This is a genomic window from Micromonospora matsumotoense (genome assembly GCF_050951065.1).
GTDB classification, from domain to species: domain Bacteria; phylum Actinomycetota; class Actinomycetes; order Mycobacteriales; family Micromonosporaceae; genus Micromonospora; species Micromonospora matsumotoensis.
Map to the genome: position 1 here is coordinate 3,221,245 of NZ_CP192025.1, position 26,743 is coordinate 3,247,987.

Sequence of the window (26,743 nt, forward strand, 5' to 3'; positions counted from 1 at the left end):
AGTCGACCGGTCACCGCTGCGCGCGGCGGGTGAGGTCGCTCAACTGGGTACGCCGGCCGGTCACCGCGTCGCGCAGCTTGTCCACCACTCCGACGGCCGGCTCGACGATCCGGTTCCACGGCGGGGTGGCCGGGGTGCCCGGATGCGGTCGGGTCGGTGCCGCCTCCTCGGCGATCACCCAGCGGTTGCCCAACCGGATCAGCTCCGCGTCGGTGGCCACCTCGCGCAGCGGGACGAGCAGCGCGTCGACCGCGGTGACGTGCCGACGGATCTGGGCCGCCACGTCGGCCAGCGTCGGATCGTCCGGCCCGCCGAGGGCCTTCAGCGCGGTGAGCAGCGCCGCGTCCGCGGCGATCTCCCGGTCCACCCGTTCCGCGGCGTCGGGCAGCGCGGCACGGGCGCTGGGCAGCAGGTACTGCTCCTCGGCCGACAGGTGCCGCGACACCATGGCGGTGAGCACCTGTTGCACCTCCCGGCGCCGCTCGACCGCCAGGGTGGGGTCGGTGACCTGGTCGACGAGTTCGAGCAGTTGCCGGTGCTCGGTGTCGGCGAGGTCGGCCATGCTCCGCCCACCGGGGCGGTAGGCGTCGTCGGCGGCCGGGGGCAGCGGGGGCAGGGGAACGGCGGACATGACGCCCTCCTCGACGGGGGCCGGCACGGATCGCCGGCCGGTGCGACGGGCGGAACGGGGACGCCAGCGCCGGTACCCGTACCCGATGCTCGGCAAACCCCGGCCGGTGCGGGCGCTCCGGCGCGAGGTGGCGACTGGTAGAAAGAGGCGATGACGAGCGATGCCGCCTCCGCCCCGCCCGACCCCACCGCCGAGGTCGTCGACCTCTGCCGTGACCTGCTGCGCATCGACACCACCAACACCGGTGACAACGCCACCAGCGCGGGTGAGCGCCGGGCCGCCGAGTACGTCGCGGAGAAGCTCGCCGAGGTCGGCGTCGACGCCGAGATCCACGAGTCCGCGCCGGGCCGGGCCAACCTGGTCGCCCGCATCCCCGGCGTCGACCCGGGCCGGGACGCCCTGCTGGTGCACGGCCACCTGGACGTGGTGCCCGCCGACGCCGACGAGTGGTCGGTGCACCCGTTCTCCGGGGAGATCCGCGACGGCTACCTGTGGGGCCGGGGCGCGATCGACATGAAGGACTTCGACGCGATGGTGCTGGCGGTGGTGCGGCACTGGCAGCGCACCGGCGTCCGCCCGCCCCGCGACATCGTGCTGGCCTACACCGCCGACGAGGAGGCGGGCAGCGACTACGGCGCACACTTCCTCGCCCAGCACCACCGGGACCTGTTCGACGGCTGCACCGAGGCGGTCGGCGAGGTCGGCGGCTTCTCCTACTCGATCAGCGACACCCAGCGGCTCTATCTGATCGAGACCGCCGAGAAGGGCCTGGACTGGATGCGGCTGCACGCCAAGGGCCGCCCCGGGCACGGCTCGTTCATCCACGACGACAACGCGGTCACCGCGCTCGCCGAGGCGGTCGCCCGGATCGGCCGGCACCGCTTCCCGATCACCGTCACCCCGACCGTACGGGCGTTCCTGACCGAACTGTCCGACGTGCTCGGCGTCGAGTTGGACCCGGACGACCCGGAGACCGCGATCGCCAAGCTCGGCCCGATCGCCAACATCATCGGCGCGACCATCCGCAGCACCGCCAACCCGACCCGGCTGGCCGCCGGCTACAAGGACAACGTCATTCCCGGCCGGGCCACCGCCACCATCGACTGCCGCAGCCTGCCCGGCCAGTCGGAGATGCTGGAGCGGCAACTGCGCGAGCTGGTCGGCCCGGACATCGAGATCGAGTACATCCAGCGTCAGCCGGCCCTGGAGACCACCTTCGACGGCGACCTGGTCGAGGCCATGTCGGCGGCGCTGCGGGCCGAGGACCCCGGAGCGCGGCCGGTGCCGTACATGCTCTCCGGTGGCACCGACGCCAAGGCGTTCGCGCAGCTCGGCATGCGCTGCTTCGGGTTCGCCCCGTTGCGACTGCCGGCGGATCTCAACTTCTCGGCGCTGTTCCACGGCATCGACGAGCGGGTACCGGTGGACGGACTACAGTTCGGCGTGCGGGTGCTCGACCGGTTCCTCCGCAACTGCTGAGCAGCACCGGCACCGCACCTCCCCCCATTTTTGTTGAAGGGACTGCCTCATGACCGACCAGCACGGTGAGCTGGACGCCGCCCTGGAGCGCGTGATCGACGCGGCCCGCGCCCACCTGACGGCCGTGCGCGCCGCCCAGGGGCGGATCGACGACGACGACGTGTGGCAGGCGTACGTGGCGTTGAACAACGCCTCCTTCGCCTACGACGAGCAGTTGCTCGACGCGTTCGGCGAGGTCACCCCCTGGGACGTCGAGTCGATCGACCCGGACGAGGCCGACGAGCGGTTCGGCGGCGCGGCCGAGGGCGCCGAGGCCACCGATCCGCACCCCCAGGTCATCTCGGTGCGGCAGCGCCGCGACTACCGGGTGCCCAGCGTCTCGGCGCTGCTGCGGGTCGCCGAGGTGGCCCGCCGGGAGGGCACCCCCGAGGACGACGAACCGGCGCCGGTCGAGGGGGTCGGCGAGGCGGTGCTGGAGCTGCTGCAGAGCGGCGACGGTTCGCTCAGCGCCCTGGACGTGCCGGAGCTGGAGCCGCTGGACGGCGTGGTGATGGTCAGCGAGGTGGGCACGCCCGTCGACCTGGAGTCGTTCGACGACGACGACCCGGTGGGACCGTTCGCCCCGGCCGCCGACGACCGGCTGGTGGGCCGGCTCGACGAGCACCCGTTCCTCGACGAGGACGAGCACGACCACGCCGGGCACCAGCACTAGGCGGCGCGCGGACCGGCCCGGGGTGGCGTGACCCCGGGCCGGCCGGTGCCCCCTGCACGCGCCGGCCGCGTCGGGCTGGTGGTCAGTAGGACAGGCCCGGCTGTGGTTGGCTGACCAGGCGGCGGCGCAGCATGACCTTGCGGGTGCCGTCCCGGAACAGCTGCACCCGGGCCAACTCCCAACCGGAGAACTCCGCCTGGATCGCCAGCTGCGCCGCAGCGGTCAACCGGTCGACGTTCGGCGGCAACCGCAACGGCGCGTATTCGTAGTCCATGGCATCCATGCTGCCCAGCCCGGCGGCCACCCGCCACCCCTTGGGCGGTGCGCCGTGCCACCGTCGAGCTTCGTTTGCGCCCACGGCACCCGGACGGGCCGGTCGCCCGGCTCCGTTCAGCCCGACACGCAGTCGGCCGCCCCGTGCTGCCAGGAGTGGTCGTAACGGCCGGCGATCCGCTCGATGAACTCCTCGACGGCCCGCTCGTCGAGGGTGTCCAGGCGGTCCAGCCGCTGCCAGCCGGTCAACCCGATGCCGTGCCCCAGCGGTGGGTAGGGGGCCACCACCACGTCACGGGGATGGCGGCGGCCGAGCCGCTCCAGCTTCTCGACGTCGCCGGGCGGGATGTCCGGGGCGTACTGCACCAGCACATGGCCGTGTTCCAGGGCGTGCACCTGGAGTTCCTCCGGCACCGCGTCCCGGTAGATGCCCGGCACGACCACCCGGGGCGAGTGTGGCCCGGATGTCGGCGGGACCGTCCGGTACGGCTCGTGCGGTGCCCCCTCGTACGCGATGTGCCGGTCGCCCTCGAACGGCTGGGCCGTGCCGGGCAGCCGGTCGCAGGGCAGCGCGGTGTCCCCGCCGACCAGGCCGACCAGCACCCCCACCCCGAGGCTGGACATGGTCGCCACACTGAGCACGGTGACCACCACACTGACCACCGGGCCGAGCCATCTGCGGTTCACGTGGCCAACTTTCCGGCGCGGTAACGATTACGGGCGATCACCCCGAGCGGAAGCAGGACGTTGAGCGACGCGAAAGCGGCCAACGCAATTCCCTCCCACCAGTAGACACTGCCGAACGGTGCGCCGATCAGCACTCCGGCGGCCCACCCGAGTGTCACTTTTGCGCCCGGTAGCAGAAAATGGATGGCGAACCAGACCATCCAGATGACTCCGGCGACATACAACAATCGGTACCAGCGGGACACCCGCAGATCCCGGGCGTGCGCGTCCCGCAACACGTTCCGTTCGGCGGGCGTCAGCCGGCGGACCCATTTCTTGAGGCTGAGCCGGGTCACCTCGTGCAGGTTGCGGCAGCCGGTCGCCGTCGCCATTACCAGGTACATGTCGGTGCGCAGGTAGGCCAGGGTCTGGAAGGCCAGCTTGACGGCCTGGCTGAAGACCACCATGGCGAGGAACCGGACCATTTCCGGCGGCAGCTCCAGCCAGCCCCGCGACCAGGCGAAGCGTGGGGCGACCGCGGCGAACAGCAGTATCCCGTCGATGGCCATGCCGGCGAGGAACGGACCGTAGCGGCGTTCCGGCGGCAACGCCCACAGCCCGGTCAGGTCCGTCTCCAGGACCGGGAAGATCCCCCGGCGTTCCAGCCGCAACTGCGACCGGACGCCGACGGCCGCGCCGGCGAAGGCGTGCCACGCCTCGTGCACCACCGTGAGCAGGGCCACCGTGACGTTGGTGATCAGCAGGCTGAGCACCACGTCGGGAAAGATGAAGGTGTCCTCGTAGGTCGGCAGCAGCGACGGCTCGGCGACGAACATCGCCAGGGTGGCCAGCAGCGCGCCGACGTAGATCGTCCAGGCCACCCGGCCGAACAGCGGCCGGACCAGCCGGGCCGGGATGCGGGACACCGACCAGGGGCGGGCCTGTGGCGGCGGCGGGCCGTCGGCCTGCGCCCTGATGATGCCCGCCTCGACCAGCACCTCGACGAAGTCCAGCGCGTCCACCGGCTCACCGGTCTCGCGCTCCACCTCGTCGGCGGCCTCGGCGACGGTCCGACCGGCGGCGAACAGCGCCACCAGCCGTGCCCCCACCTCGGGCACCACCACGAAGTTTCCGCTGGCCAGGTCGCCGACGACGTACTCGTCCTCCTCCTCCTGGCGGACCACCAGGTGCGCCACCGGCGGCCGGCTGTCCAACCCGAGCGCGGTCACCGTTCCTCCTGCCACCAGCCGCAGGTGTCGCACTTCGTGCCGGGCCGGGGATTGACCACGTAGTGGTAGGTCAGGTCCGTCAGGCTCAGGTGGAACATCCGGCCCCGGGTGGTGGTCGGGATGCCGGCGAGGTGGTGGACGGCGTCGAGCGCGGCCAGGTGCCCGGTGAGGTTGGCGGTGGGGGCGATCACCGCGTGCCCGGTGAACGGGAACAACTCCTCCGGCTCGGCACCGTGCTCGTCGCGCAGCCGGTCGGTGACGCTCGGCAGGCACGCCTCGCAGCAGGTCTGACCGGGCACGAAGAGACCGATCACCGCCATCGGGCCGGCGTACTGGGCCAGCATCCAGGGCGTGCCGGTGGCCAGGGCGGCCCGGTTGGTCCACTCCCGGATGGCGTGCCGGGGCTGGTCGGCGCAGAGCACCAGCAGGTCGCGGTCCCGCATCAACGCCGCCACGTCCTGCGTCGAGTCGACCCGGGTCTCCTCGCCGGTCACCGTCACGTGGGAGTTCATCCGGCGCAGCCGGGCCACCGCGGTCGTCACCTTGGCGGCGCCGATGTCGTCCTCGGTGTAGAGCAGTTGCCGGGTCAGGTTGCCCGGCTCGACCACGTCGAAGTCGACGCAGTGCACCGTGCCGACCCCGGCGGCCACCAGGGAGGCGGCCACCGCCGAACCGGAGCCGCCGAGCCCCAGCACCACCACCCGGCCCGCCTTGAGCCGGGCCTGCACCTCGTAGCGGGAGGTGCGCGGGGTGAGGTCCACCCAGGCGTGGTACGTGAACGCCCGGTCGTACCGGTCGATCTCCTCGGGGCTCAGCTCGGACGGGGGTGGCGCGGCGGCGTCCTCCACGTACCCGGCGTCGACGATCGTCTCCAGCGCGTCGGTCGCCTCGTCGGCCGTCATTCCCGGGTGTCCGGCGAGCAGCGCCGCCACGATCTCGGCCCGGGTCCGGGTGCCGTCCATCAGCCCGAGCAGCGCCCAGAGGCTGCCGTCCTCGTCGTCGATCTCCGCGCCGATGCCCACCTGACGACCACCGATGTTGATCAGGGTCGGGTGCAGGCGTACCGGCTTGTGGATGCCCTTGATCCGGGGCCGCAGCATCGGGCGATGACCTCCTGGAGATGGCCGGCCGGGGCGCGGCACGCCGCGCCCCGGCCGAAACGGGGTGGGTCAGCCGCAGACGTCGTTGCGGCAGCCCGGGTCGGTGATGATGGCGACGGTGGTCTCGAGCCGCTCGAGCTTGCGCACGACGACCTTGGCGGGCTTGCGCTTGACGTCGGTCTTACGGTCCACGGGTCCTCCAACGAAATGGGAGAAACGACGCGGCGGGGGTCGCTCACGCCGCAATCATTAGAGCACCGTCATTGGTTCGCCACAATGTTTCCCGGGACCCGATCGGATTACCCGCGACGGCGGGAATCCCTTTTCGGACAGGGTCACCAGAAACTGGACGGAGAAAGCTGGGCCAAAAGCGCGCCAGGGCAGTCGAAGCCGCCTATTCGGACGGAACATCCACCAGTGGGTGGATCGAATTATGGGGGTGTGACAGTTGGTAAAGGATGATCGGTGGAATTGACGCGCTCCGGTGCGCTTTTGAGGCGTTCCGCCACCTTGTGTGGGGGCCGCCGGGGGCATGCCCGCCCGCGACCGGGCGGGGGCGGGCGGCGCGGATCGACGCCCCGGCCTGCGCGTGCGTCACGACGGCGTCCGGTACGGGCGGGCGGGGGAGGGGGCGGGGGAGGGGCGGGTCAGCCTTCGCGTTCCGGGTAGCCGACCGGCACGGCGGACACGTCGTCCAGGGCCGTGGTGATCTCCTCCGGCAGGGTCATCCGTTCCACCTGCAACGCGCCGAGCAGTTGACCGACGGTGCGGGCGCCGAGGATCGGCGCGGTCACCCCCGGTCGGTCCCGGATCCAGGCCAGCGCCACCTCCAGCGGGGACACCCCCAACCCGCCGGCGGCGATGCTCACCGCCTCGACGATGCTGGAGCAGCGCGGCTCCAGGTAGGTGGCGACGAACGGCTCGAAGTGCGCCGAGGCGGCCCGGGAGTCCGCCGGGCGGCCGTTGCGGTACTTGCCGGTCAGCACCCCCCGCCCCAGTGGCGACCAGGGCAGCATGCCCAGGCCCAGCGCGGCGCAGGCCGGCAGCACCTCCCGCTCCACCCCCCGCTCCAGCAGCGAGTACTCCATCTGGGTGGCGACCACCGGGGCCCGCCCCGGCCAGGCGGCCTGCCAGGCGGCGGCGCGGGCGGTCTGCCAGCCGGAGAAGTTCGACACCCCGACGTACCGGACCCGACCGGACGCGACGGCGTGGTCCAGCGCGGCGAGGGTCTCCTCCAGCGGGGTGTCCGGGTCGTAACCGTGCACCTGCCACAGGTCGACGTGGTCGGTGCCGAGCCGGCGCAGGGAGCCGTCCAGGGTCCGCAGCAGGTGCCCGCGGGAACCGTCGCGCCGTCGGCCGCTGCCCGGCCGCAGGCCCGCCTTGGTGGCGATCAGCACGTCCTCGCGGGGGACCAGGGTGCCCAGCAGGGAGCCGAGCACCGACTCGGCGTCCCCGTCGGCGAACACGTCGGCGGTGTCGACCAGGTTGCCGCCCGCGTCGAGGAAACTCTTCAACTGGGCCGCCGCGTCGTCGGCGTCGGTGTCCCGGCCCCAGGTCATGGTGCCGAGCGCGAGCCGGGAAACCGCCAGCCCGCTTCGGCCGAGCGGTCGCTGTTGCATGGGTGAACCTTATTTCGAACCCGGCGCAACCGATATCCTCGCTCCCGGCATCTCTGCCTGTCGGGTCGCCGATCCGACCGTCACCACCGCCCCCGGTGGCGCGTTGTGCACCCGATGCGCCGATCCGGTCGCTGGTTGTCGAACCCCGCCGGCCGCGGTGCCGTCGGCCGAGACCCACCCCACCCGCCCGCCGGCAGGCCCGGTGCCCGGTGGCGAGCCGGTGGGCGGCGGGACCCATGCCATTGCGTAACCTGATGCGACCTGTGGTGCGGGATGGGGAGGATCAGTGCGACTCGGGCTCAGCCTCGGATATCAGACGGCGTGGAGTACGCCGGCAGACCACCTGGCGCTTGCCCAGGAAGCGGACCGCCTCGGCTACTCGGTGGTGTGGGCGGCGGAGGCGTACGGCTCGGACTCCCCGAGCATGCTGGCCTGGATGGCCGGCCAGACCGCGCGGATCGACGTGGGCAGCGCGGTGATGCAGATCCCCGCCCGGACCCCGGCGATGACCGCGATGACCGCGGCGACCATCGACGCGCTCTCCGGCGGCCGGTTCCGGCTCGGCCTGGGGGTCTCCGGCCCGCAGGTCTCGGAGGGCTGGCACGGCGTCCGGTTCGCCAAGCCGCTCGCCCGCACCCGCGAGTACGTCGACATCGTGAAGCTGGCGGTGGCCCGCAAGGAGGTCGCCTACGCCGGCGAGCACTACACGCTGCCGTTGCCGGACGGCCCCGGCAAGGCGCTGCGGCTGGGTTTCCACCCGCCGCGCGAGCAGATCCCGATCTACCTGGCGGCCGTCGGCCCGAAGAACCTGGAACTGGCCGGCGAGATCGCCGACGGCTGGCTGGCGGTCTTCTACGCCCCGGAGTTCGCCGAGGAGCAGCTCGCCTCGGTGCGGGCCGGCCGGGCGGCGGCGGGCAAGGAACTGGCCGGCTTCGACGTGGTGCCGTCGGTGCCGGTGGTGGTCGGTGACGACGTGGCCTCCTGCGCCGAGCTTGTCCGGTGGTACGCCGCCCTGTACGTCGGCGGCATGGGCAGCCGGCAGCAGAACTTCTACAACCAGCTCGCCACCCGGATGGGCTACGGCGACGCCGCCCGCCAGGTGCAGGACCTCTACCTGGCCCGGCAGCAGCGGGACGCGGCGGCGGCGGTGCCGATGGAGTTCATCGACCGCACCTCCCTGCTCGGCCCGAAGGAACGCATCGCCGAGCGGATGCGGGAGTACGCGGCGGCCGGGGTGACCACCCTGTCGGTCACCCTGTTCGTGGCCGACCGGGACAGCGGCGTGCAGACCCTGCGTACCGTCGCCGAGGCCCTCGACCTCTCGGGAGTCGGCGAGTGACCTGGGTCGAGGCCATCGTCCTGGGCATCGTCCAGGGGCTCACCGAGTTTCTTCCGGTGAGTTCGTCGGGGCATCTGCGGATCACCTCGGCGATCTTCTTCGACCGGGACGCGGGCGCGTCCTTCACCGCGGTCACCCAGCTGGGCACCGAGGCGGCCGTGCTCATCTACTTCGCCAAGGACATCTGGCGGATCACCCGGACCTGGCTGGTCGGCATCCGGGACTCCTCGGTGCGGTCCAGCCTCGACTACCGGATGGGCTGGTACGTGATCGTCGGCTCGATCCCGATCGGGCTGTTCGGTTTCCTGTTCAAGGACCAGATCCGCACCGCCGGGCGCAACCTGTGGGTGGTCTCCACCACGTTGATCGTCTTCGCTTTCGTGCTGGCGTTCGCCGAGTACTGGGGTAGGCAGACCCGTACCCTGGCGAACTTCCGGATGCGCGACGGCATCGTGATGGGCTTCGCCCAGGCCATGGCGCTGGTCCCCGGGGTGTCCCGCTCCGGCGGCACGCTCACCGCCGGCCTGCTGCTCAACCTCACCCGGGAGGCCGCGGCACGGTACTCGTTCCTGCTGGCCATCCCGGCGGTGGTGATGTCCGGCATCTTCAGCGTCGGGGACGTCTTCGAGCCGGCCGCGCCGGGCACCTCGGTGCCGTCGGTGGCGCAGATGGTGGTCGCCACGATCATCGCCTTCGGCATCGGCTACGCGGCCATCGCCTGGCTGCTGCGGTACGTCGCCCACCACACCCTGTACGTCTTCGTGCTGTACCGGGTGGCGCTCGGCACCCTGGTACTGGCGCTGTTGCTCACCGGCACGATCAGCGCCACCTGATCCGACGCCGCCCCACGGCCCTCGACACCACCGCCGGTGTCGGGGGTCGTCGGGGGTCGGGCTGCCCCTAGGGTGGGGGCGTGGCGACCCTTCTGCTTCTGCGACACGGCCGGACCACCGCGAACGCCGACGGTGGCCTGGCCGGCCGCCAGCCGGTCGAGCTGGACGACACGGGCCGGGCCCAGGCGACCGCGGTCGGCGAACGGCTGCGGCCGGTCCCGCTCGCGGCAGTGGTGACCAGTCCGCTGATCCGCTGCCGGCAGACCCTGGAGTTGGCGCTGCCGCAGGCCGAGCCGGTGGTCGAGGACGGGCTGATCGAGTGCGGCTACGGCGCCTGGGAGGGGCAGCCGCTGAAGAAGCTGGCCAAGGAGCCGCTCTGGCCGGTGGTCCAGCAGCACCCGAGCGCCGTGGTCTTCCCCGAGGGGGAGGCGATGGCGGCGATGGCGGCCCGGGCGGTCACGGCGGTACGTACCTGGGACGCCCGCATCACGGCCGAGCACGGCCCGGAGGCGATCTGGTTGGCGTGCAGCCACGGCGATGTGATCAAGGCCATCGTGGCGGACGCCCTCGGGGTGCATCTGGACCAGTTCCAGCGCATCGTCGCCGACCCGGCCTCGGTCACCGTGATCCGGTACACCGCGCTGCGGCCGTTCCTGATCCGGCTCAACGACACCGGCGGTGACCTGGCCGCACTGGTGCCCCCGCCGGCCAAGCGTCGGCGGCGGGCGGCCCGACCGGCCGACTCCGACGCGGCCGTCGGCGGGGGTGCGGGAACCGCCGGGTGAGCCGGGCCGCCCGCCACCGCGCTCGGGCCGCGCCGTTTCGCCCTCGGCTGATTCGGCGTCGGTGCCTTGCGCGACCGTTCCACGCTCCGGATAGGGTCGTGGGTATGACCCACCAGGTGCACGCCTTCGAGCCACCCGAGCGGTTCGTCGCCGGGACCGTCGGGGCACCCGGGGAGCGCACGTTCTTCCTCCAGGCCCGCGGTGGCGGCCGCCTGGTCAGCGTCGCGCTGGAAAAGGTGCAGGTGTCCCTGCTCGCCGAGAAGCTGGAGGAGTTGCTCTCCGAGGCGCAGCGCCGGTTCGGTGTCGAGCTGCCGGAGGCGCCCGTGGCCGTCGGCGACAACGATCCGCTGGACAACCCGGTCGACGAGGAGTTCCGCGTGGGCACCCTCGGGCTGGCCTTCGACGTGGACTCCGCCACCGTGGTGATCGAAGCGATCGCCGCCGGTGAGTCGGAGGTCGAGGTCGAGCTGGGCGACGACGACGAGGCCGACGAGGCCGACGAGGACGAGGAACCGGACGAGGATCTCGACCGGCTACGGGTGCGGTTGACGCCCGAGGCCACCCGCGAGTTCATCGAACGGGCCCGCCGGGTGGTCAACGCCGGGCGTCCACCCTGCCCGCTCTGCGGGCAGCCGCTCGACCCGGCCGGGCACCTCTGCCCCCGGCACAACGGTTACCACCGGTGACCTCGTCGGAGGTGCGGCGGCAGGACGCCGACGCCGCGCTCCGGCTGCTGTGCGACGGTGAACTGGAGCTTGAGGGTCGGCTGGTCGACGCCTCCAACACCACCCTGCGGGCGATCCTGACCCTGGACGGCCGGACGGCCCGCTGCGTCTACAAGCCGGTCCGTGGCGAGCGCCCGCTCTGGGACTTCCCCGACGGCACCCTCGCCGGCCGGGAGGTCTCCGCCTACCTGGTCTCCCGGGCCACCGGCTGGGACCTGGTCCCGCCGACGGTGCTGCGGGACGGGCCGTTGGGGCCGGGGTCGTGCCAGCTCTGGATCGACGAGCCGGACGAGGCCGAGCCACTGGTCGGGTTCGTGCCGGCCGAGGTGGTGCCGCCGCGGTGGTTCCCGGTGGCCGCCGCCCGGGACGACGACGGCGCGGCGTACGCCCTGGCACACGCGGACGATCCCCGGTTGGCCCGGCTGGCCGTGCTGGACGCGGTGCTCAACAACGCCGACCGCAAGGGCGGTCACGTGCTGGTCGGCGCGGAAGACCGGATCTACGGGGTGGACCACGGGGTCTGCTTCCACGTCGAGGCGAAGCTGCGGACCGTCCTGTGGGGCTGGGCCGGCCGGCAGCTCCCGGCGGACGCGGTGCAGGTGCTCGACGCCCTCGCCGGGCAACTCGCTGGCGAGCTGGGCGAGGAGTTGGCGGAGCATCTGACCCTCGGCGAGGTCGCCGAGGTGGGTGCCCGGGTGCAGCGGCTGCGGGACGCCGGCCGTTTCCCGTTGCCGCCGCAGGAGTGGCCGGCGATGCCGTGGCCACCCATGTGAGCCGTTGTCGTGTTGATCACCCGGGCGGTCGCTCCCGGCGGCGGGGCGGCTCGTTAGGCTGACGGTCATGGAGTCTTGGGCGGGACACGAGGTGCCACGGCTGCCGGGTGACGGCGGGCCACTGAGCTTGTACGACTCGGCGCGGCGCGGTGTCCACCCGAGCAACCCCGCCGGCCCGGCCACCATGTACGTCTGCGGCATCACCCCGTACGACGCCACCCACCTGGGGCACGCCGCCACCATGATCACGTTCGATCTGGTGCAGCGGATGTGGCGCGACGCCGGTCTGACCGTGCGGTATGTGCAGAACGTCACCGACATCGACGACCCGCTGCTGGAGCGCGCCGCGCGTGACGGGGAGGACTGGAAGGTCCTGGCGATGCGGGAGACCGCGCTGTTCCGCGAGGACATGGAGGCGCTGCGGATCATCCCGCCGGCGCACTACGTCGGCGCGGTCGAGTCGATCCCGGACATCGCCGACCGGGTGCAGGAACTGCTCAAGGACGGTGCCGCCTACCGACTCGACGACGGCACCGGCGACGTCTACTTCGACATCGCCACCGCCCCGGAGTTCGGCTACGAGTCGAACCTGACCCGGGAGCAGATGCTGGAACTCTTCCCGGAGCGCGGTGGCGACCCGGAGCGGGCCGGCAAGCGCGACCCGCTCGACCCGCTGCTGTGGCGCGGCGCCCGCGACGGCGAGCCGTCCTGGCCCGGCGGTGAGCTGGGTCCCGGCCGACCCGGCTGGCACATCGAGTGCACCGTGATCGCGCTCAACCTGCTCGGTGACCGGCTGGACGTGCAGGGCGGCGGCAACGATCTGATCTTCCCGCACCACGAGTGCTCCGCCGCCCACGCCGAGCGGCTCACCGGCACGGCCCCCTTCGCCGACCACTACGTACACGCCGGCATGATCGGCCTGGACGGCGAGAAGATGTCGAAGTCCAAGGGCAACCTGGTCTTCGTCTCCCGGCTGCGTGCCGACCGGGTCGATCCGATGGCCGTCCGGCTCGGCCTGATGTCCGGTCACTACCGGGCCGACCGGGCCTGGACCGACGACGTGCTGCACGCCGCCCACCAGCGGCTGGACCGGTGGCGGCGGGCCGCCGCCGCGCCGTCCGGGCCGTCCGGCGCGGCCTTCCTCGCCGGGGTACGCGAGCGCCTCGGCGCCGACCTGGACACCCCGGGCGCACTGGCCCTGGCCGACGACTGGGCGGACGCGGCGCTGGCCGGCACCGGTGACGACCCGCAGGCCCCCGCCCTCTTCGCCGGCACCGTCGACGCCCTGCTCGGCATCCGCCTCTGACGGTGATGCCGTGGGAGTGGATCATCCGGCCGGGCTGAGCCAGGTCGGTGCGCTGGCACCGGGGGCGTGACCGCTGTCCTGCCCCGCACCCCCGACAGCGAGCACCCGTCGGCCGCCGTGGTCTGCCTGAGCGCGGCCGTCATCGGGTGTCCGCCTCCGGCGCGCTCGGCCGAGGGTGGGCTCTCGTCGGGTGCGCGCCTCCGGTCCGCTCGGCCGAGCGCATGATCCAGTGCAGCCCGGGACCAGCCGGGTTCAGCCGAGGACCAGACCGGGGTCGGGGTCGGGGTCCGGCGCGGGGGCGGGGATCTGGTACTCCTCGGTGAGCGTGGTCATCGGGCCGGGCCAGGTGGCCTGGGCGACCTCGATCGGCTTGCGGTGGGCGTCGTAGGCGACGTGCAACAGGTGCAGCACCGGCGTGTCCGGGCGGATCTGGAGGGTCTCCGCCTCCTCCCGGCTGGGCTGGCGGGCGCTGATGGTGTCGGCGGCGGTGGTGTACCGCCGGCCGGTCGCCTCCTCGGCCTCCTGGTAGAGCGGTCGACCGAACGCCTCGGCCCGCTCCAGCGAGGTGCCGGCGGTGTCTCCGGGCAGGAACCAGGAGGCGCCCACCTCCACCGGGGACTCGTCGGTGCGTACCAGGTGCCGCCGGCAGAGCAGTTCGGTGCCGTCGGCGACCCCGAACGCGTCGGCCACCTCGGGCGGGGCGGGTGCCCGACCGACCGAGACGAGCTGCTGGCGGTACCGGGCGGCGAGGTCGGCGTGGTAGCCCCGGAAGCCGCCGTACCGGCCCCGGGAGAGCCGGTTGAGCCGCCGCCGGGTGCCCCGGACGTACGTACCGGAGCCGGGTTTGGTGATCAGGATGCCCTCGACCCGCAGCTGGTCGATGGCGCGCTGCACGGTCTGCTTCGCCACCCCGAACAGCTCGGCGATGGCCGGGATGGACGGCAGCCGCTCGCCCGGCCCCCAGTCACCCCGGCGCACCTGGGCCTTGAGCTGCGCGGCGATCTGCCGGTGCGGGAACTCGGCGGTTCCCGGGTTGATCTGCACGCCCGCCTCCTCCTGACAGCTAGGTTCCTAGGATGCCTTAGAGGGGGTGACCGCGCCACCCCGGACACGCGAAAACCCCGGACGGGTCAGCATCCGGGGCGGACGGCGCAACGATCGGTCGACCAGCGCGGCCGGCACACCACGGCGCGGAGCAGCCGGGCGGCAGGCAACCGTCGGGCCCGGCGGCCCGCGACGGCTGGCCGGTGTGCCGCCGGGCCGGCAACGGTGGCTGTCGAGCCCGACGCGCGGGCGGGAGTGGCCGCTACCAGGAGCCGGCGGTGGGGCCGGCGGAGCCGCCCCGGCGGCGCAGGTACTTCTCGAACTCCTGGGCGATCTCGTCACCGGTCAACGGGGTGATGCCCGCGTCGCCGACCCGCTCCTCCAACTCGCGGACGTACTCACCCAGCTCGGCGTCCTGCTCGGCGGCGCTGCGCACCCGCTGCTCCCACTCGGCGGCCTCCTCGGCCAGGTCGGCCATCGGGACCGGCAGGTCGAGCACCTCCTCCACCCGGTGCAGCAGGGCGAGGGTGGCCTTCGGGCAGGGCGGGTTGTTGGCGTAGTGCGGCACGTGCACCCAGAACGACACCGCGTCGACCTCGGCCCGGGTGCAGGCGTCCTGGAGCACCCCGACGATGCCGGTGGGCCCGTCGTAGCGGGTCGGGGTGAGCTGGTAGCGCCGGGCGGCCTCGGCGTCGGAGGCGCTGCCGCTGATCGGCAACGGCCGGGTGTACGGCACGTCGGCCAGCAGCGCGCCGAGCAGCACCACCCGTTCCACCTCCAGGCTGTGGCAGATCTCCAGCACCTGCTCGCAGAAGGTGCGCCAACGCATGCTCGGCTCGATGCCCCGGATCAGCACCACGTCGCGTTCGGTGCCCTCGGGACTGGCGACCATGAACTTGGTGGTGGGCCACTCCACCCGGCGGGTCTCACCGTCGGACATCGTGATGGTCGGCCGGCTGACCTGGAAGTCGTAGAACTCCTCCGGGTCGATCTCGGTGATCTGCCGCGACTGCCAGACCTGCTCCAGGTGTTCCACGGCGGCGGTGGAGGCGTCCGCGGCGTCGTTCCACCCCTCGAAGGCGGCGATCGCCACCGGGGACCGCAACACCGGCAGCCCGTCGAACTCGGTCACGCCGTCACCCCGCCCCGCTCGTCGCCGACGGTGCCGGGGGTCGACCCGGTCACCCGCCCGCCGTGCACGGTGGCGTCCCTGATGTCCTTCACGTCCGCCAGCCTACGTCCCGGCGCGGCGCGTGGCCCGTCGGCCGCGCCGGTCCGCCGACCCGCCCCGCCCCGAACCGGTACGAACCGACCCGATGAGCGGATGGACACATAGTGGGACGGGGGCGGGCGTCGACAATCCTCGGAATCCTCGCACTAACCTGAACCTGTGCGGACTTCGTTGCGGGATGTGCTGGCCGACCGGATCCTCATCGCCGACGGCGCGATGGGGACGATGCTCCAGGCGGCTGACCTCAGCCTCGACGACTTCGAAGGGCTGGAGGGTTGCAACGAGATCCTCAACGTGACCCGACCCGACGTGGTCCGCGGCGTACACGAGGAATACCTGGCGGCGGGTGCGGACTGCGTCGAGACGAACACGTTCGGTGCCAACCTCGCCAACCTCGCCGAGTACGACATCCCGGAGCGCATCCGGGAGCTGTCCGAGGCCGGCGCGCGGATCGCCCGGGAGGCCGCCGACGCGTACGCCACCGCCGAGCGGCCCCGCTTCGTGCTCGGCTCGATCGGCCCCGGCACCAAGCTGCCCACCCTCGGCCACGCCCCGTACGCGACGCTGCGGGACGCCTACCAGGAGAACGCCGCCGGGCTGATCGCCGGCGGGTCGGACGCGTTGATCATCGAGACCTGCCAGGACCTGTTGCAGGTCAAGGCCGCCGTGGTCGGGTCCAAGCGGGCGATGGCCGAGCTGGGCCAGCAGGTGCCGATCATCTGTCACGTGGCGGTGGAGACCACCGGCACGATGCTGGTCGGCAGCGAGATCGGGGCGGCGCTCGCGGCCATCGAGCCGCTGGGGGTGGACCTGATCGGGCTGAACTGCTCCACCGGCCCGGCCGAGATGGGTGAGCACCTGCGCTACCTGTCGCAGCACTCCCGGATTCCGCTGTCGGTGATGCCCAACGCCGGCCTGCCGGTGCTGACCGCCGACGGGGCGTACTTCCCGCTGAGCCCGGCGGAGCTGGCCGACGCCCTGGAACGGTTCGTCAACGAGTACGGCGTCGGGCTGATCGGCGGCTGTTGCGGCACCACCCCGGAGCACATCCGGGCGTTGGCCGAGCGGTTGCACGACGCCACCCCGGCGATCCGGGAGCCCCGGCACGAGCCGGGCGTCTCGTCGATCTACCACCCGGTGCCGTTCGCCCAGGACGCCTCGGTGCTGATGGTGGGGGAGCGGACCAACGCCAACGGCTCCAAGGCGTTCCGTGAGTCGATGCTCGCCGCCGACTGGCAGGCCTGTGTGGAGGTGGCCCGCAGCCAGGCCCGTGACGGCTCGCACCTGCTCGACCTGTGCGTCGACTACGTCGGCCGCGACGGCACCCAGGACATGCGGGAGCTGGCCGGCCGGTTCGCCACCGCGTCCACCCTGCCGGTCATGCTGGATTCCACCGAGCCGCAGGTCATCGAGGCCGGGCTGGAGATGCTCGGTGGGCGTTGCGTGGTCAACTCGGTCAACTTCGAGGACGGTGACGGCCCCGACTCCCGCTACGCCCGGGTGATGCCGGTGATCGCCGAGCACGGCGCGGCCGTGGTGGCGCTGCTCATCGACGAGGAGGGGCAGGCGCGTACCCGGGAGTGGAAGGTCCGGGTCGCGGCCCGGCTGATCGACGACCTGACCGGCCGGTGGGGGATGGACCGGGGGGACATCCTCATCGACGCGCTGACCTTCCCGATCGCCACCGGGCAGGAGGAGACCCGCCGGGACGGCATCGAGACGATCGAGGCGATCCGGGAGATCGCCGCCCGCTACCCCGGGGTCAACTTCACCCTGGGCATCTCGAACGTCTCCTTCGGGCTCAACCCGGCCGCCCGGCAGGTGCTCAACTCGGTGTTCCTGCACGAGTGCGTGCAGGCGGGGCTGACCTCGGCGATCGTGCACGCCAGCAAGATCCTGCCGATGTCCAAGATCCCCGAGGCGCAGCGGGAGGTGGCCCTCGACCTGATCTACGACCGGCGGCGCGAGGGCTACGACCCGGTGCAGCGGTTCATCCAGGCGTTCGAGGGCGTCGACGCGGCCTCGGCGCGGGCCACCCGGGCCGAGGAACTGGCCGGGTTGCCGCTGGACGAGCGGCTCAAGCGGCGGATCATCGACGGCGAGCGCAACGGCCTGGAGGCCGACCTGGACACCGCGATGGCGCAGGGGCGCAGCCCGCTGTCCATCATCAACGACATCCTGCTGGACGGGATGAAGGTCGTCGGCGAGCTGTTCGGCTCCGGGCAGATGCAGCTGCCGTTCGTGCTCCAGTCCGCCGAGGTGATGAAGACGGCGGTGGCCTACCTGGAGCCGCACATGGAGGCGGTCGAGGACGGCGGCAAGGGTCGGATCGTGCTGGCCACCGTGCGCGGCGACGTGCACGACATCGGCAAGAACCTGGTCGACATCATCCTGTCCAACAACGGCTACGAGGTCGTCAACATCGGCATCAAGCAGCCGATCACCGCGATCCTCGACGCCGCCGAGGAACACCGGGCCGACGCGATCGGGATGTCCGGGCTGCTGGTCAAGAGCACGGTCATCATGAAGGAGAACCTCGCCGAGATGGCCTCGCGCGGGGTCGCCGAGCGGTGGCCGGTGCTGCTGGGTGGGGCGGCGCTGACCCGCGCGTACGTCGAGGACGACCTGCGGGCGATGTTCCCCGGCCAGGTGCACTACGCCCGGGACGCCTTCGAGGGGCTGGCCCTGATGGACCGGGTGATGACCGCCAAGCGTGGTGGCGCCCCGGTGATCGACCCGGAGCGGGAGGCCGCGCTGGCCGCCCGCCGGGCCCGCCGGGAGAAGCAGCGCACCATGGTCACCGAGGCGCTGCCGGAGCTGCACGACGCCTCGGTCCGCTCGGACGTGGCGACCGACGTGGCCGTGCCCACCCCGCCGTTCTTCGGCACCCGGGTGGTCAAGGGGGTGCCGCTGGCCGACTACGCGGCGCTGCTGGACGAGCGGGCCACCTTCCTCGGCCAGTGGGGGTTGCGCGGCTCGCGGGGTGGCCAGGGCCCGTCGTACGAGGAGTTGGTGGAGACCGAGGGGCGGCCCCGGCTGCGCTACTGGCTCGACCGGCTCATCGCCGACCAGGTGCTGGAGGCGGCCGTGGTGTACGGCTACTTCCCGGCGTACGCCGAAGGCAACGACCTGGTGATCCTGGACGAGAACGGCAACAGCGAGCGGGCCCGGTTCTCGTTCCCCCGGCAGCGGCAGGAGCGGCGGCTCTGCCTGGCCGACTTCTTCCGTCCGAAGGGTGACGGGCTGGACGTGGTGGCGTTGCAACTGGTCACCGTCGGCCAGCCGATCAGCGAGTACACCGCGAAGATGTTCGCCGCCAACGAGTACCGCGACTACCTGGAGGTGCACGGGCTGTCCGTGCAGCTCACCGAGGCACTCGCCGAGTACTGGCACCGGCGCATCCGGTCCGAGCTGACCCTGCCGGGCGGTGACACGGTCGCCACCGGCGACCCGACCGACCTGGCCGGCCTGCTGCGCAACGACTACCGGGGCTGCCGGTACGCGTTCGGTTACCCGGCCTGCCCCGATCTGGAGGACCGGGCGAAGATCGTGGAGCTGCTTGGGGCGGACCGGATCGGGGTGCAGCTGTCGGAGGAGTTCCAGTTGGTGCCGGAGCAGGCCACCGACGCGATCGTGGTCCACCACCCGGAGGCGAACTACTTCAACGCCAAGTGACGCCCTGACCCGGACCGGTGGGGCCGGCCCGACCACGGGCCGGCCCCACCGCAGGTCACTCGGGGATGACGAACTGGGCGGTGCTGATGGCGTCGTAGTTGACGCCGTTCTTCTCGGCGTGGTGGGTGCAGCGGACCGTGACGGTGCGGGACTGGACGGGGACCCCGGTGACCGGGACGGTCGGAGACCAGAAGGTCACGTCGACGAGCGCCCCGTTGTTCTCGGAGTCGTAGTCGTTGGTGACATAGGCGAGCGCGGTGGCGGAGCACCGGACGTTGATGTAGTTGGCGTCCACCCGGTCGTTGCCCCAGGTGGCGAGCCGGGAGTAGCCGCGGACCTTGATTCCGCCGACGCGTAGCGGCCAGTTCCCCTCGTGGCCGACGCTCTCCAGTTGGATGACGCCCTGCAGGTTGTACGCAGGTCCCGGCGGAGACGTGGGCGTGGGCGGGACTGGGTCGCCACCGCTGCCGCCGCCGTCGCAATTTAGGGAACACTCCGGTTCCGAGGCGTACGCCGGTATGGCCACCGCGCCGGCGCCTGCAATGCAGGACAGCAGGGTGATTGCGACCGTTGCAACGCGTTTGAGCACGTCATCTCCTGTCAGCGGGCCCCGAGGAAATTGACCGGGGTGGGTGATCCGGTGCGTAGGTTATCCCTGTCATTTTCGGAAACGCAACGGATACCGGTCGGTACGGTCGATCCGGCATTGGTCCGCTCGTCGAATCAGGGGCACGGTCAGGTGTTATTCCTGCTCACAGGCTTCAGAGCCCCCATTCGCTGGAGAAGAACGACCGGAGTCCAGCCATATCGGCAGATGCTGGCCGGGCGTGCGGTGTGCGGTGGGATCAGGCGTGCGGCGAACTGGTGGTAATTGTCTGAGGCGGAGGGTTATGCGGGAAGCCAGACTGTTTTATCCATGCCGCCCGGCCGGTCAGGTGCCACCTGGCCCCATTAATTGACCGGCTTCCGGGTAATTGCCACCGAAAGGGGTGTGGTGTGGGGCGGAAGTCGCGATATCGGCGACACCGGTCGGTCGCGAAGCGTGTCCCCCGCCCACGCCCACGCCTGCGGTAGGCGGTGGCGCTACGTGGTCTGGTCGTAGGTCCGGCGCGCGGCCTCGATGGCGCTCAGGTGCTGGTCGGCCCAGTCGAGCAACGCGTCGACCGGGTTGCGGAGCGTCTTGCCCAGCGGGGTGATGCGGTACTCGACGGCGACCGGCCGGGAGGAGAGGACGTGCCGCGCGACGATGCCGTTGCGTTCGAGGCGGCGCAGGGTGGCGCTCAGCGACTTCTGGGACACGGCGGGGATGGCGTGGCGCAGTTCGTTGAACCGGGACGGCCGTTCGCAGAGTTGGTGGAGCACCTCCAGCGACCACTTGTCGAGGACCTGGTCCAGGAGTTCGCGGTGCGGTGGGGTGATCTGGAGGCGTTCCGCCGGGAGGGGGTCGGTAGCTGGCATGACACTTAGTCTCGTTGAAGTTTCCTCGGCGCACCAGGTATCCATGAGCTACTCAGAGACGCGAGCTGCTCCAGGAGACCTGAGCTGCTCCACGAGGAAGGAAAGTTCGATGGGGGTCCAGTTTCTCTCTCCGCAGGGCATGATGCAGCCCGTTCCCTACCACCACGTCGCCGTCGCGTCGGGGTCGCGCCACGTCCACGTGGCCGGTCAGATCAGCCGGGACGGGGCCGGCCGGCCGGTCGCCACCGGCGATCTGCGGGGCCAGGTCGCCCAGGCGCTGCGCAGCACGGGGCACGGTCTGGGCGGTGCCGGAGCGAGCTTCGCAGACGTCGTCCGCCTGACGTTCTACGTGACGAACTGGTCGCCGGAGCGGATCGGCGATTTCATGGCCGGGGTGGAGGACGTCGCGGGGGAACTCGGCCTGCCGCAGCCGCTGCCCCCGTCGTCGCTCATCGGCGTCGACCACCTCTTCGAGCCCGACGTTCTCGTCGAGGTCGAGGCGACGGCGATCGTGGACTGACTGTCCCGGTCCGGGGGAGACGGGTCGCTCACCGCGTCGGCGATCCAGCGGTATCCCACCGCTCCGATACCGCTGGATCGCCGACATTGGGTCGATCATGTAGGGCGGCCCAGGGTGGTGGGTCGGGGCGGGGGAGGATCATGCGGGCAGCGAGGGCGGGCCGGACCCGCCCGACGGAGGGGGAGACGCGATGACGGACGACCGCTCACCCGGGCCGTACGGTGCCGACAGCCACGATCTGATCCGGGTGCAGGGCGCGCGGGTGAACAACCTGCGCGACGTCGACGTGGAGATCCCGAAGCGCCGGCTGACCGTGTTCACCGGGGTCTCCGGCTCGGGCAAGAGTTCGCTGGTGTTCGGCACGATCGCCGCCGAGTCGCAGCGGTTGATCAACGAGACCTACAGCGCCTTCGTGCAGGGTTTCCTGCCGACGTTGGCCCGTCCCGAGGTGGACGTGCTCGACGGGCTGACCACGGCGATCATCGTGGACCAGGAGCGGATGGGGGCGAACGCCCGCTCCACCGTGGGCACCGCCACCGACGCCACCGCGATGCTGCGCATCCTGTTCAGCCGGTTGGGGCAGCCGCACATCGGCCCGCCCAACGCGTACTCGTTCAATGTTCCCTCGGTGCGGGCCAGCGGTGCGATCACGGTCGAGCGGGGTGCCGGGCGGACGAAGACCGAGAAGGCGACCTTCACCCGGCTCGGTGGGATGTGCCCGCGGTGCGAGGGGATGGGCGCGGTCACCGACATCGACCTGTCGGCGCTCTACGACGACGGCAAGTCGCTCAACGAGGGTGCGCTGACCATCCCCGGTTACAGCATGGAGGGCTGGTACGGCCGGATCTTCCGGGGTTGCGGTTACTTCGATCCGGACAAGCCGATCCGCCGGTACACGAAGACCGAGCTGCACGACCTGCTGCACCGGGAGCCCACCAAGATCAAGATCGACGGCATCAACCTGACGTACGCCGGGCTGATCCCGCAGATCCAGAAGTCGTACCTGGCCAAGGACGTCGACACCCTGCAACCGCACATCCGGGCCTTCGTGGAGCGGGCGGTGACCTTCACGACCTGCCCCGACTGCGCCGGCACCCGCCTCGGCCCGGAGGCCCGGTCGTCGAAGATCGGCGGGAAGAACATCGCCGACGTCTGCGCGATGCAGCTCAGCGACCTCGCCGACTGGCTGCGGGGCGTCGCCGACCCCTCGGTGGCCCCTCTGCTCACCGGGCTGCAACGGCTCCTCGACTCGTTCGAGGAGATCGGCCTCGGCTACCTGTCGATGGACCGCCCGGCGGGCACCCTGTCCGGTGGGGAGGCGCAGCGGACCAAGATGATCCGCCACCTGGGGTCCTCGCTGACCGACGTCACCTACGTCTTCGACGAGCCCACCGTCGGGCTGCACCCGCACGACATCCAACGGATGAACAACCTGCTGCTGCGGCTGCGGGACAAGGGCAACACGGTGCTGGTCGTGGAGCACAAGCCGGAGGCGATCGCGATCGCCGACCACGTGGTCGACCTGGGCCCGGGTGCCGGCTCGGCCGGCGGCGAGGTGGTCTTCACCGGCACCGTCGCCGGGCTGCGCGACAGCGGCACCCTGACCGGACGGCACCTGGACGACCGGGCCGCCGTGAAGCCGGCGGTGCGCACCCCGTCGGGCGTGCTCCCGGTACGCGGCGCGGACACCCACAACCTGCGCGACGTCGACGTCGACATCCCGTTGGGCGTGCTGGTGGTGGTCACCGGGGTGGCCGGGTCGGGCAAGAGTTCCCTGGTCCACGGCTCGGTGTCGGGGCGCGACGGGGTGGTCGCGATCGACCAGGGGGCGATCCGGGGTTCGCGGCGGAGCAACCCGGCGACGTACACCGGGCTGCTCGACCCGGTCCGCAAGGCGTTCGCGAAGGCCAACGGGGTGAAACCCGCCCTGTTCAGCGCCAACTCCGAGGGGGCCTGCCCCGGCTGCAACGGCGCCGGTGTCATCTACACCGACCTGGCGATGATGGCGGGGGTCGCCACCGTCTGCGAGGAGTGCGAGGGCCGCCGGTTCCAGGCCGCCGTGCTGGAGTACCGGCTCGGCGGTCGGGACATCAGCGAGGTGCTCGCGATGTCGGTGACCGAGGCGGCGGAGTTCCTCGGTGCGGGCGAGGCGCGTACCCCGGCGGCGAGCGCCGTCCTCGGCCGGCTCGTCGACGTCGGCCTCGGCTACCTGCGCCTCGGCCAGCCGCTCACCACGCTCTCCGGCGGTGAGCGGCAGCGACTCAAGCTGGCCACCCGGATGGCCGACAAGGGCGGCGTGTACGTCCTCGACGAGCCGACCACCGGCCTGCACCTGGCCGACGTGGCGCAGTTGCTCGGCCTGCTCGACCGGCTGGTCGACGCCGGCACCTCGGTCATCGTCGTGGAGCACCACCAGGCGGTGATGGCGCACGCCGACTGGATCATCGACCTCGGTCCCGGCGCGGGCCACGACGGCGGGCGGGTCGTCTTCGAGGGCACCCCCGCCGACCTGGTCGCCGCCCGCTGCACGCTCACCGGCGAACACCTCGCGGCCTACGTCGGCCGCTGACGCCACCCTGCGCCCGCCGGACCGCACCGGCCGGGCCGGCTGGCCGGGGGCGCGGACCGGTCGGTGCCGGGGGCGGCGGGGAGCTGCCGCCTCCGGCACCGGGACGGCATCGACGCACCGGGTCGAAGCCGTGTCGCGGATACGGCGAGCTACCTTCCCTGCGTGAGAAAGCCCTCCAGGGCGAGGGTGGCCGCGCCGAGGCTGACGGGGTTGCCGGGGACGGGGGAGCGGACGATCTCGGTGGCGGCGAGCGGGCGGCGCAGCGCATGCTGGGCGACGACGGTGCGGACCTCGTCGCGCAGCCGGTCGCCGAGTCGGTCGGCGACCCAGCTGCTGAGCACGACGACCTCCGGGTTGAGCAGGTTGACCAGGTCGGCGACGGCGACGCCGAGGTAGCGGGCGGTCTCGGCGACCACCTTGGCGGCGGTGGGATCGTCGGCGGCCAGCCCGGCGGCGAGGGCGTCGAGGGTGGCGGTCTGCTCCTCGGGGTGCAGCAGTGGACTGGTCGGGGCCAGGTCGCGCAGGGTCTGCATGATGCCGGGCGCACCGACGTACGCCTCGACGCAGCCCCGGCTGCCACACCGGCAGAGCCGTCCGTCGAGGACCAGGGTGGTGTGACCCCACTCGCCGGCGCTGTTGCTGCGGCCCCGGTAGAGGACGCCGCCGAAGGCGAGCCCGGCACCGACGCCGGTGCCCAGGTTGATCACGGCGACGTCGTCGCGGCCCCGGGCGGCCCCGGCCCACAGCTCGGCGAGGACGGCCGCGCGCAGCGGGTTGTCCAGGTGCAGCGGCAGCGGCAGGCCGTCGGCGAGCAGGTCCCGCAGCGGTACGTCGTGCCAGTCCCAGTTCGGCGCGAAGACCGACACGCCGCCCTCCCGGTCGACCTGCCCGGGCACGCTGACCCCGACGCCGAGCACCCGGGCGTCGGTGCCGGCGAGGACGGCGTCGACGCCGCTGACGATGTGCCGCACCACCTGGTGGGGGCGGCGCTCCAGCGGATGCAGCGTCTCCTCGGCCCCGGCCAGCCGGGTCAGCGTGGTGTCGAAGAGGTCGACGTGCACGTACGTCTCGGCGACGTCGACGCCGACCAGCAGTCCGCCGTGCGGGTCGGCGGTGACCAGGCCACGGGGCCGGCCGCCGCCGGAGTCCTCCCGGCCGGCCTCGACGAGCAGCCCGAGGGCGGTGAGTTCGCCGACCAGGGTGGCGACGGTGCCGAGGCTGAGCCCGGTGTCGGCGGCGAGGCGTTGCCGGCTGGTGGTGCCGGCGGCGACGACCTGTTGGACGACGGTGAGGCGGTTGGCGGAGCGGATGTCGCGGGAGGTCCGTGCCATGGCTTATCGCAACACTTACGAAAAACGTTGGCAATAGTGCAGGATGACGACTGTCGATTTATATGGAAGAGGTGTGTCGATGGGACGTCTCCGGTACGCCGCTCTGGCGGCGGTGCTCTGCGTGCTCGGTGGCCTGCTGGTCGCCGCACCCGCGCGGGCCAACGCCGCCGGGCCGGTCCCGCACTACCTGATGACCGCGTTCACCAACAGCAGCGAATCCAACATGTACGTCTACGACTCGGCCGACGCCACCCGGTTCACCCTCCAGCGGGCCAACGCGTACACCCCGCCGTCCGGGCTGGTCCGCGACCCCAGCGTCATCCGGCACACCGACGGCTACTACTACCTCGTCTACACCACCGGCTGGACCGGCAACACCATCGGCATCGCCCGCAGCGCCGACTACCTGAGCTGGACGTTCCAGCGCAACGTCACCGTCGGTGTCGCCCCGGCCAACGGCAGCACCTGGGCCCCCGAGTGGTTCGTCGACAGCGACGGCAGCGTGCACATCGTCGTGTCCGTCTCGCAGACCGGCACGGCCGGGCAGTTCCAGCCGTACCGGATCACCGCGACGAACACCGCGCTGTCGGCGTGGAGCGCCCCGGCGGCGCTCAGCGGCATCGGCACCAACCACATCGACAGTTTCATCGTCAAGGTGGGCGGCACCTACCACAACTTCATGAAGAACGAGACCACCAAGTACATCGAGCACGCCACCGCCACCGCGCTGACCGGCCCGTGGAGCTGGGTCGGCACCGGCAACTGGGCCGGTTGGGGCTCCGGCCTCGAAGGCCCCGCCCTGGTCCGGCTGCCCGACAACCGCTGGCGCATCTACTTCGACCAGTACGGCGCCGGCCGCTACTACTCCGCCGACAGCAGCGACCTGTTCGGCTTCACCGCCAAGACCGAGCTGGCCGGCCTGTCCGGCACCGTGCGGCACTTCACGGTGCTGCGGGAGAGCGTCGGGGACAGCTCCGCCCCACCCACCGGCAACCGCTCGCTGCGCTCGGCGAACTTCCCCGACCGCTACGTGCGCCACCGCGACAACCTCGCCCGCATCGACGTGCTCAACAGTGGCAGCACGCTCGCCGACCGGCAGGACGCCACCTTCCAGATCGTCGCCGGGCTCGCCAACTCCTCCTGCTACTCGTTCCGCGCGGTCAACGGCTCCTACCTGCGGCACTGGGACTTCACGATGCGGCTCGCCGGCAACGACGGCAGCGCCGTCTTCGCCGGGGACGCCACCTTCTGCAGCCGCAGCGGGCTGGCCGGAGGCGGCAGCTACTCGTTCGAGTCGTGGAACCACCCGGGCCGCTACCTGCGGCACTACGACTACGTGCTGCGGGTCGACCCGTACGCCGCCGGCAGCACCTTCGCCGGGGACGCCTCGTTCACCCTCACCGCGCCGCTGGCCTGAGCCCCGGCGCGGGTACGGCCGGTGGGCG

24 protein-coding genes are annotated in these 26,743 nt (G+C 72.0%); 12 read left to right on the forward strand and 12 right to left on the reverse strand.

What is annotated here, in order from left to right; all coding sequences use genetic code 11:
* Nucleotides 1-10: 10 nt before the first annotated feature.
* Complete coding sequence (locus ACQP1S_RS14130) at nt 11-631, reverse strand: hemerythrin domain-containing protein (protein ID WP_091239392.1); 621 nt, start codon at nt 629-631, stop codon at nt 11-13.
* Between the two features lie 150 nt (nt 632-781).
* Here ACQP1S_RS14130 and ACQP1S_RS14135 point away from each other — a divergent pair, with 150 nt between their 5' ends.
* Together ACQP1S_RS14135 and ACQP1S_RS14140 are read left to right on the forward strand one after the other, a co-directional pair.
* Nucleotides 782-2,110, forward strand: a complete 1,329-nt coding sequence (locus ACQP1S_RS14135; protein ID WP_363672644.1) for a M20/M25/M40 family metallo-hydrolase — start codon at nt 782-784, stop codon at nt 2,108-2,110.
* A 49-nt stretch (nt 2,111-2,159) separates the two neighbouring features.
* On the forward strand, nt 2,160-2,822 hold the full coding sequence (locus tag ACQP1S_RS14140; protein ID WP_091239399.1) for a hypothetical protein: 663 nt from the start codon (nt 2,160-2,162) through the stop codon (nt 2,820-2,822).
* Between the two features lie 82 nt (nt 2,823-2,904).
* Here ACQP1S_RS14140 and ACQP1S_RS14145 read toward each other — a convergent pair whose 3' ends face one another.
* The 6 genes from ACQP1S_RS14145 to ACQP1S_RS14170 form a co-directional block, all read right to left on the reverse strand.
* A complete protein-coding gene (locus ACQP1S_RS14145) occupies nt 2,905-3,096 on the reverse strand; it encodes a DUF5703 family protein (protein ID WP_432906932.1) in 192 nt (63 codons plus the stop codon).
* A 116-nt stretch (nt 3,097-3,212) separates the two neighbouring features.
* A complete protein-coding gene (locus ACQP1S_RS14150) occupies nt 3,213-3,782 on the reverse strand; it encodes a DUF3105 domain-containing protein (RefSeq protein ID WP_432906934.1) in 570 nt (189 codons plus the stop codon).
* Complete coding sequence (locus ACQP1S_RS14155; protein WP_432906936.1) at nt 3,779-4,990, reverse strand: PqqD family protein; 1,212 nt, start codon at nt 4,988-4,990, stop codon at nt 3,779-3,781. Before ACQP1S_RS14155 ends, ACQP1S_RS14150 begins: the two co-directional genes overlap by 4 nt.
* The gene (locus ACQP1S_RS14160) at nt 4,987-6,090 is read right to left on the reverse strand and encodes a HesA/MoeB/ThiF family protein (protein WP_432906938.1); all 1,104 of its coding nucleotides are present in this window, start codon (nt 6,088-6,090) and stop codon (nt 4,987-4,989) included. The genes ACQP1S_RS14155 and ACQP1S_RS14160 overlap by 4 nt, the downstream gene beginning before the upstream one ends.
* Nucleotides 6,091-6,159: 69 nt before the next feature.
* Nucleotides 6,160-6,282: a hypothetical protein gene (locus tag ACQP1S_RS14165; protein WP_281190395.1), complete on the reverse strand. Its 123-nt coding sequence runs from the start codon at nt 6,280-6,282 to the stop codon at nt 6,160-6,162.
* Between the two features lie 455 nt (nt 6,283-6,737).
* Complete coding sequence (locus tag ACQP1S_RS14170) at nt 6,738-7,709, reverse strand: aldo/keto reductase (RefSeq protein WP_091239412.1); 972 nt, start codon at nt 7,707-7,709, stop codon at nt 6,738-6,740.
* A gap of 286 nt (nt 7,710-7,995) precedes the next feature.
* On the opposite strand from ACQP1S_RS14170, the gene ACQP1S_RS14175 reads away from it, so the two are divergent.
* The 6 genes from ACQP1S_RS14175 (at nt 7,996) to mshC (ending at nt 13,470) form a co-directional block, all read left to right on the forward strand.
* Nucleotides 7,996-9,048 carry an LLM class F420-dependent oxidoreductase gene (locus tag ACQP1S_RS14175; RefSeq protein ID WP_432906940.1) on the forward strand — a complete coding sequence of 351 codons (1,053 nt, stop codon included), beginning with the start codon at nt 7,996-7,998 and terminating at the stop codon, nt 9,046-9,048.
* The gene (locus ACQP1S_RS14180) at nt 9,045-9,881 is read left to right on the forward strand and encodes an undecaprenyl-diphosphate phosphatase (protein WP_091239418.1); all 837 of its coding nucleotides are present in this window, start codon (nt 9,045-9,047) and stop codon (nt 9,879-9,881) included. The genes ACQP1S_RS14175 and ACQP1S_RS14180 overlap by 4 nt, the downstream gene beginning before the upstream one ends.
* 80 nt (nt 9,882-9,961) lie before the next feature.
* Nucleotides 9,962-10,666, forward strand: coding sequence for an MSMEG_4193 family putative phosphomutase (locus ACQP1S_RS14185; protein WP_091239421.1), 705 nt, complete (start codon nt 9,962-9,964; stop codon nt 10,664-10,666).
* A 104-nt stretch (nt 10,667-10,770) separates the two neighbouring features.
* On the forward strand, nt 10,771-11,352 hold the full coding sequence (locus tag ACQP1S_RS14190) for a DUF3090 domain-containing protein (RefSeq protein ID WP_432906942.1): 582 nt from the start codon (nt 10,771-10,773) through the stop codon (nt 11,350-11,352).
* Entirely contained in the window at nt 11,349-12,164 is an 816-nt protein-coding gene (locus ACQP1S_RS14195) for an SCO1664 family protein (RefSeq protein WP_432906944.1), read from the forward strand. Before ACQP1S_RS14190 ends, ACQP1S_RS14195 begins: the two co-directional genes overlap by 4 nt.
* 67 nt (nt 12,165-12,231) lie before the next feature.
* Complete coding sequence (mshC, locus tag ACQP1S_RS14200) at nt 12,232-13,470, forward strand: cysteine--1-D-myo-inosityl 2-amino-2-deoxy-alpha-D-glucopyranoside ligase (RefSeq protein ID WP_432906945.1); 1,239 nt, start codon at nt 12,232-12,234, stop codon at nt 13,468-13,470.
* Between the two features lie 252 nt (nt 13,471-13,722).
* On the opposite strand, the gene ACQP1S_RS14205 is transcribed toward mshC, so the two are convergent.
* Both ACQP1S_RS14205 and ACQP1S_RS14210 read right to left on the reverse strand, forming a co-directional pair.
* Nucleotides 13,723-14,514 carry a GntR family transcriptional regulator gene (locus ACQP1S_RS14205; protein WP_363672666.1) on the reverse strand — a complete coding sequence of 264 codons (792 nt, stop codon included), beginning with the start codon at nt 14,512-14,514 and terminating at the stop codon, nt 13,723-13,725.
* A gap of 262 nt (nt 14,515-14,776) precedes the next feature.
* A complete protein-coding gene (locus ACQP1S_RS14210; protein WP_432906947.1) occupies nt 14,777-15,646 on the reverse strand; it encodes a PAC2 family protein in 870 nt (289 codons plus the stop codon).
* Between the two features lie 315 nt (nt 15,647-15,961).
* On the opposite strand from ACQP1S_RS14210, the gene metH reads away from it, so the two are divergent.
* Nucleotides 15,962-19,420 carry a methionine synthase gene (gene metH / locus ACQP1S_RS14215; protein WP_432908020.1) on the forward strand — a complete coding sequence of 1,153 codons (3,459 nt, stop codon included), beginning with the start codon at nt 15,962-15,964 and terminating at the stop codon, nt 19,418-19,420.
* A gap of 55 nt (nt 19,421-19,475) precedes the next feature.
* Here the strand turns inward: metH and ACQP1S_RS14220 are convergent, their stop codons facing one another.
* Together ACQP1S_RS14220 and ACQP1S_RS14225 are read right to left on the reverse strand one after the other, a co-directional pair.
* Complete coding sequence (locus tag ACQP1S_RS14220; RefSeq protein WP_432906949.1) at nt 19,476-20,009, reverse strand: hypothetical protein; 534 nt, start codon at nt 20,007-20,009, stop codon at nt 19,476-19,478.
* Between the two features lie 494 nt (nt 20,010-20,503).
* Entirely contained in the window at nt 20,504-20,878 is a 375-nt protein-coding gene (locus tag ACQP1S_RS14225; RefSeq protein WP_432906950.1) for a winged helix-turn-helix transcriptional regulator, read from the reverse strand.
* Nucleotides 20,879-20,987: 109 nt separating this feature from the next.
* Between ACQP1S_RS14225 and ACQP1S_RS14230 the strand changes: the two genes are divergently transcribed.
* Together ACQP1S_RS14230 and ACQP1S_RS14235 are read left to right on the forward strand one after the other, a co-directional pair.
* Nucleotides 20,988-21,398: a RidA family protein gene (locus ACQP1S_RS14230; protein ID WP_091239452.1), complete on the forward strand. Its 411-nt coding sequence runs from the start codon at nt 20,988-20,990 to the stop codon at nt 21,396-21,398.
* A gap of 190 nt (nt 21,399-21,588) precedes the next feature.
* Nucleotides 21,589-23,967 (forward strand): ATP-binding cassette domain-containing protein, encoded by a 2,379-nt coding sequence (locus tag ACQP1S_RS14235; protein WP_432906951.1) that lies wholly within the window; start codon nt 21,589-21,591, stop codon nt 23,965-23,967.
* A gap of 149 nt (nt 23,968-24,116) precedes the next feature.
* Here ACQP1S_RS14235 and ACQP1S_RS14240 read toward each other — a convergent pair whose 3' ends face one another.
* Entirely contained in the window at nt 24,117-25,298 is a 1,182-nt protein-coding gene (locus tag ACQP1S_RS14240) for an ROK family protein (RefSeq protein ID WP_432906953.1), read from the reverse strand.
* Between the two features lie 79 nt (nt 25,299-25,377).
* Between ACQP1S_RS14240 and ACQP1S_RS14245 the strand changes: the two genes are divergently transcribed.
* A complete protein-coding gene (locus ACQP1S_RS14245; RefSeq protein ID WP_091240826.1) occupies nt 25,378-26,715 on the forward strand; it encodes a glycoside hydrolase family 43 protein in 1,338 nt (445 codons plus the stop codon).
* The last annotated feature ends 28 nt before the right edge of the window (nt 26,716-26,743 follow it).

Bases quoted from the DNA above. Each gene is read 5' to 3' on its own strand.
- ACQP1S_RS14130 (WP_091239392.1), bottom strand. From the start codon at position 631: ATGTCCGCCGTTCCCCTGCCCCCGCTGCCCCCGGCCGCCGACGACGCC.
- ACQP1S_RS14135 (WP_363672644.1), top strand. From the start codon at position 782: ATGACGAGCGATGCCGCCTCCGCCCCGCCCGACCCCACCGCCGAGGTC.
- ACQP1S_RS14140 (WP_091239399.1), top strand. From the start codon at position 2,160: ATGACCGACCAGCACGGTGAGCTGGACGCCGCCCTGGAGCGCGTGATC.
- ACQP1S_RS14145 (WP_432906932.1), bottom strand. From the start codon at position 3,096: ATGGACTACGAATACGCGCCGTTGCGGTTGCCGCCGAACGTCGACCGG.
- ACQP1S_RS14160 (WP_432906938.1), bottom strand. From the start codon at position 6,090: ATGCTGCGGCCCCGGATCAAGGGCATCCACAAGCCGGTACGCCTGCAC.
- ACQP1S_RS14170 (WP_091239412.1), bottom strand. From the start codon at position 7,709: ATGCAACAGCGACCGCTCGGCCGAAGCGGGCTGGCGGTTTCCCGGCTC.
- ACQP1S_RS14190 (WP_432906942.1), top strand. From the start codon at position 10,771: ATGACCCACCAGGTGCACGCCTTCGAGCCACCCGAGCGGTTCGTCGCC.
- mshC (WP_432906945.1), top strand. From the start codon at position 12,232: ATGGAGTCTTGGGCGGGACACGAGGTGCCACGGCTGCCGGGTGACGGC.
- metH (WP_432908020.1), top strand. From the start codon at position 15,962: ATGGGGACGATGCTCCAGGCGGCTGACCTCAGCCTCGACGACTTCGAA.
- ACQP1S_RS14225 (WP_432906950.1), bottom strand. From the start codon at position 20,878: ATGCCAGCTACCGACCCCCTCCCGGCGGAACGCCTCCAGATCACCCCA.
- ACQP1S_RS14230 (WP_091239452.1), top strand. From the start codon at position 20,988: ATGGGGGTCCAGTTTCTCTCTCCGCAGGGCATGATGCAGCCCGTTCCC.
- ACQP1S_RS14235 (WP_432906951.1), top strand. From the start codon at position 21,589: ATGACGGACGACCGCTCACCCGGGCCGTACGGTGCCGACAGCCACGAT.
- ACQP1S_RS14240 (WP_432906953.1), bottom strand. From the start codon at position 25,298: ATGGCACGGACCTCCCGCGACATCCGCTCCGCCAACCGCCTCACCGTC.
- ACQP1S_RS14245 (WP_091240826.1), top strand. From the start codon at position 25,378: ATGGGACGTCTCCGGTACGCCGCTCTGGCGGCGGTGCTCTGCGTGCTC.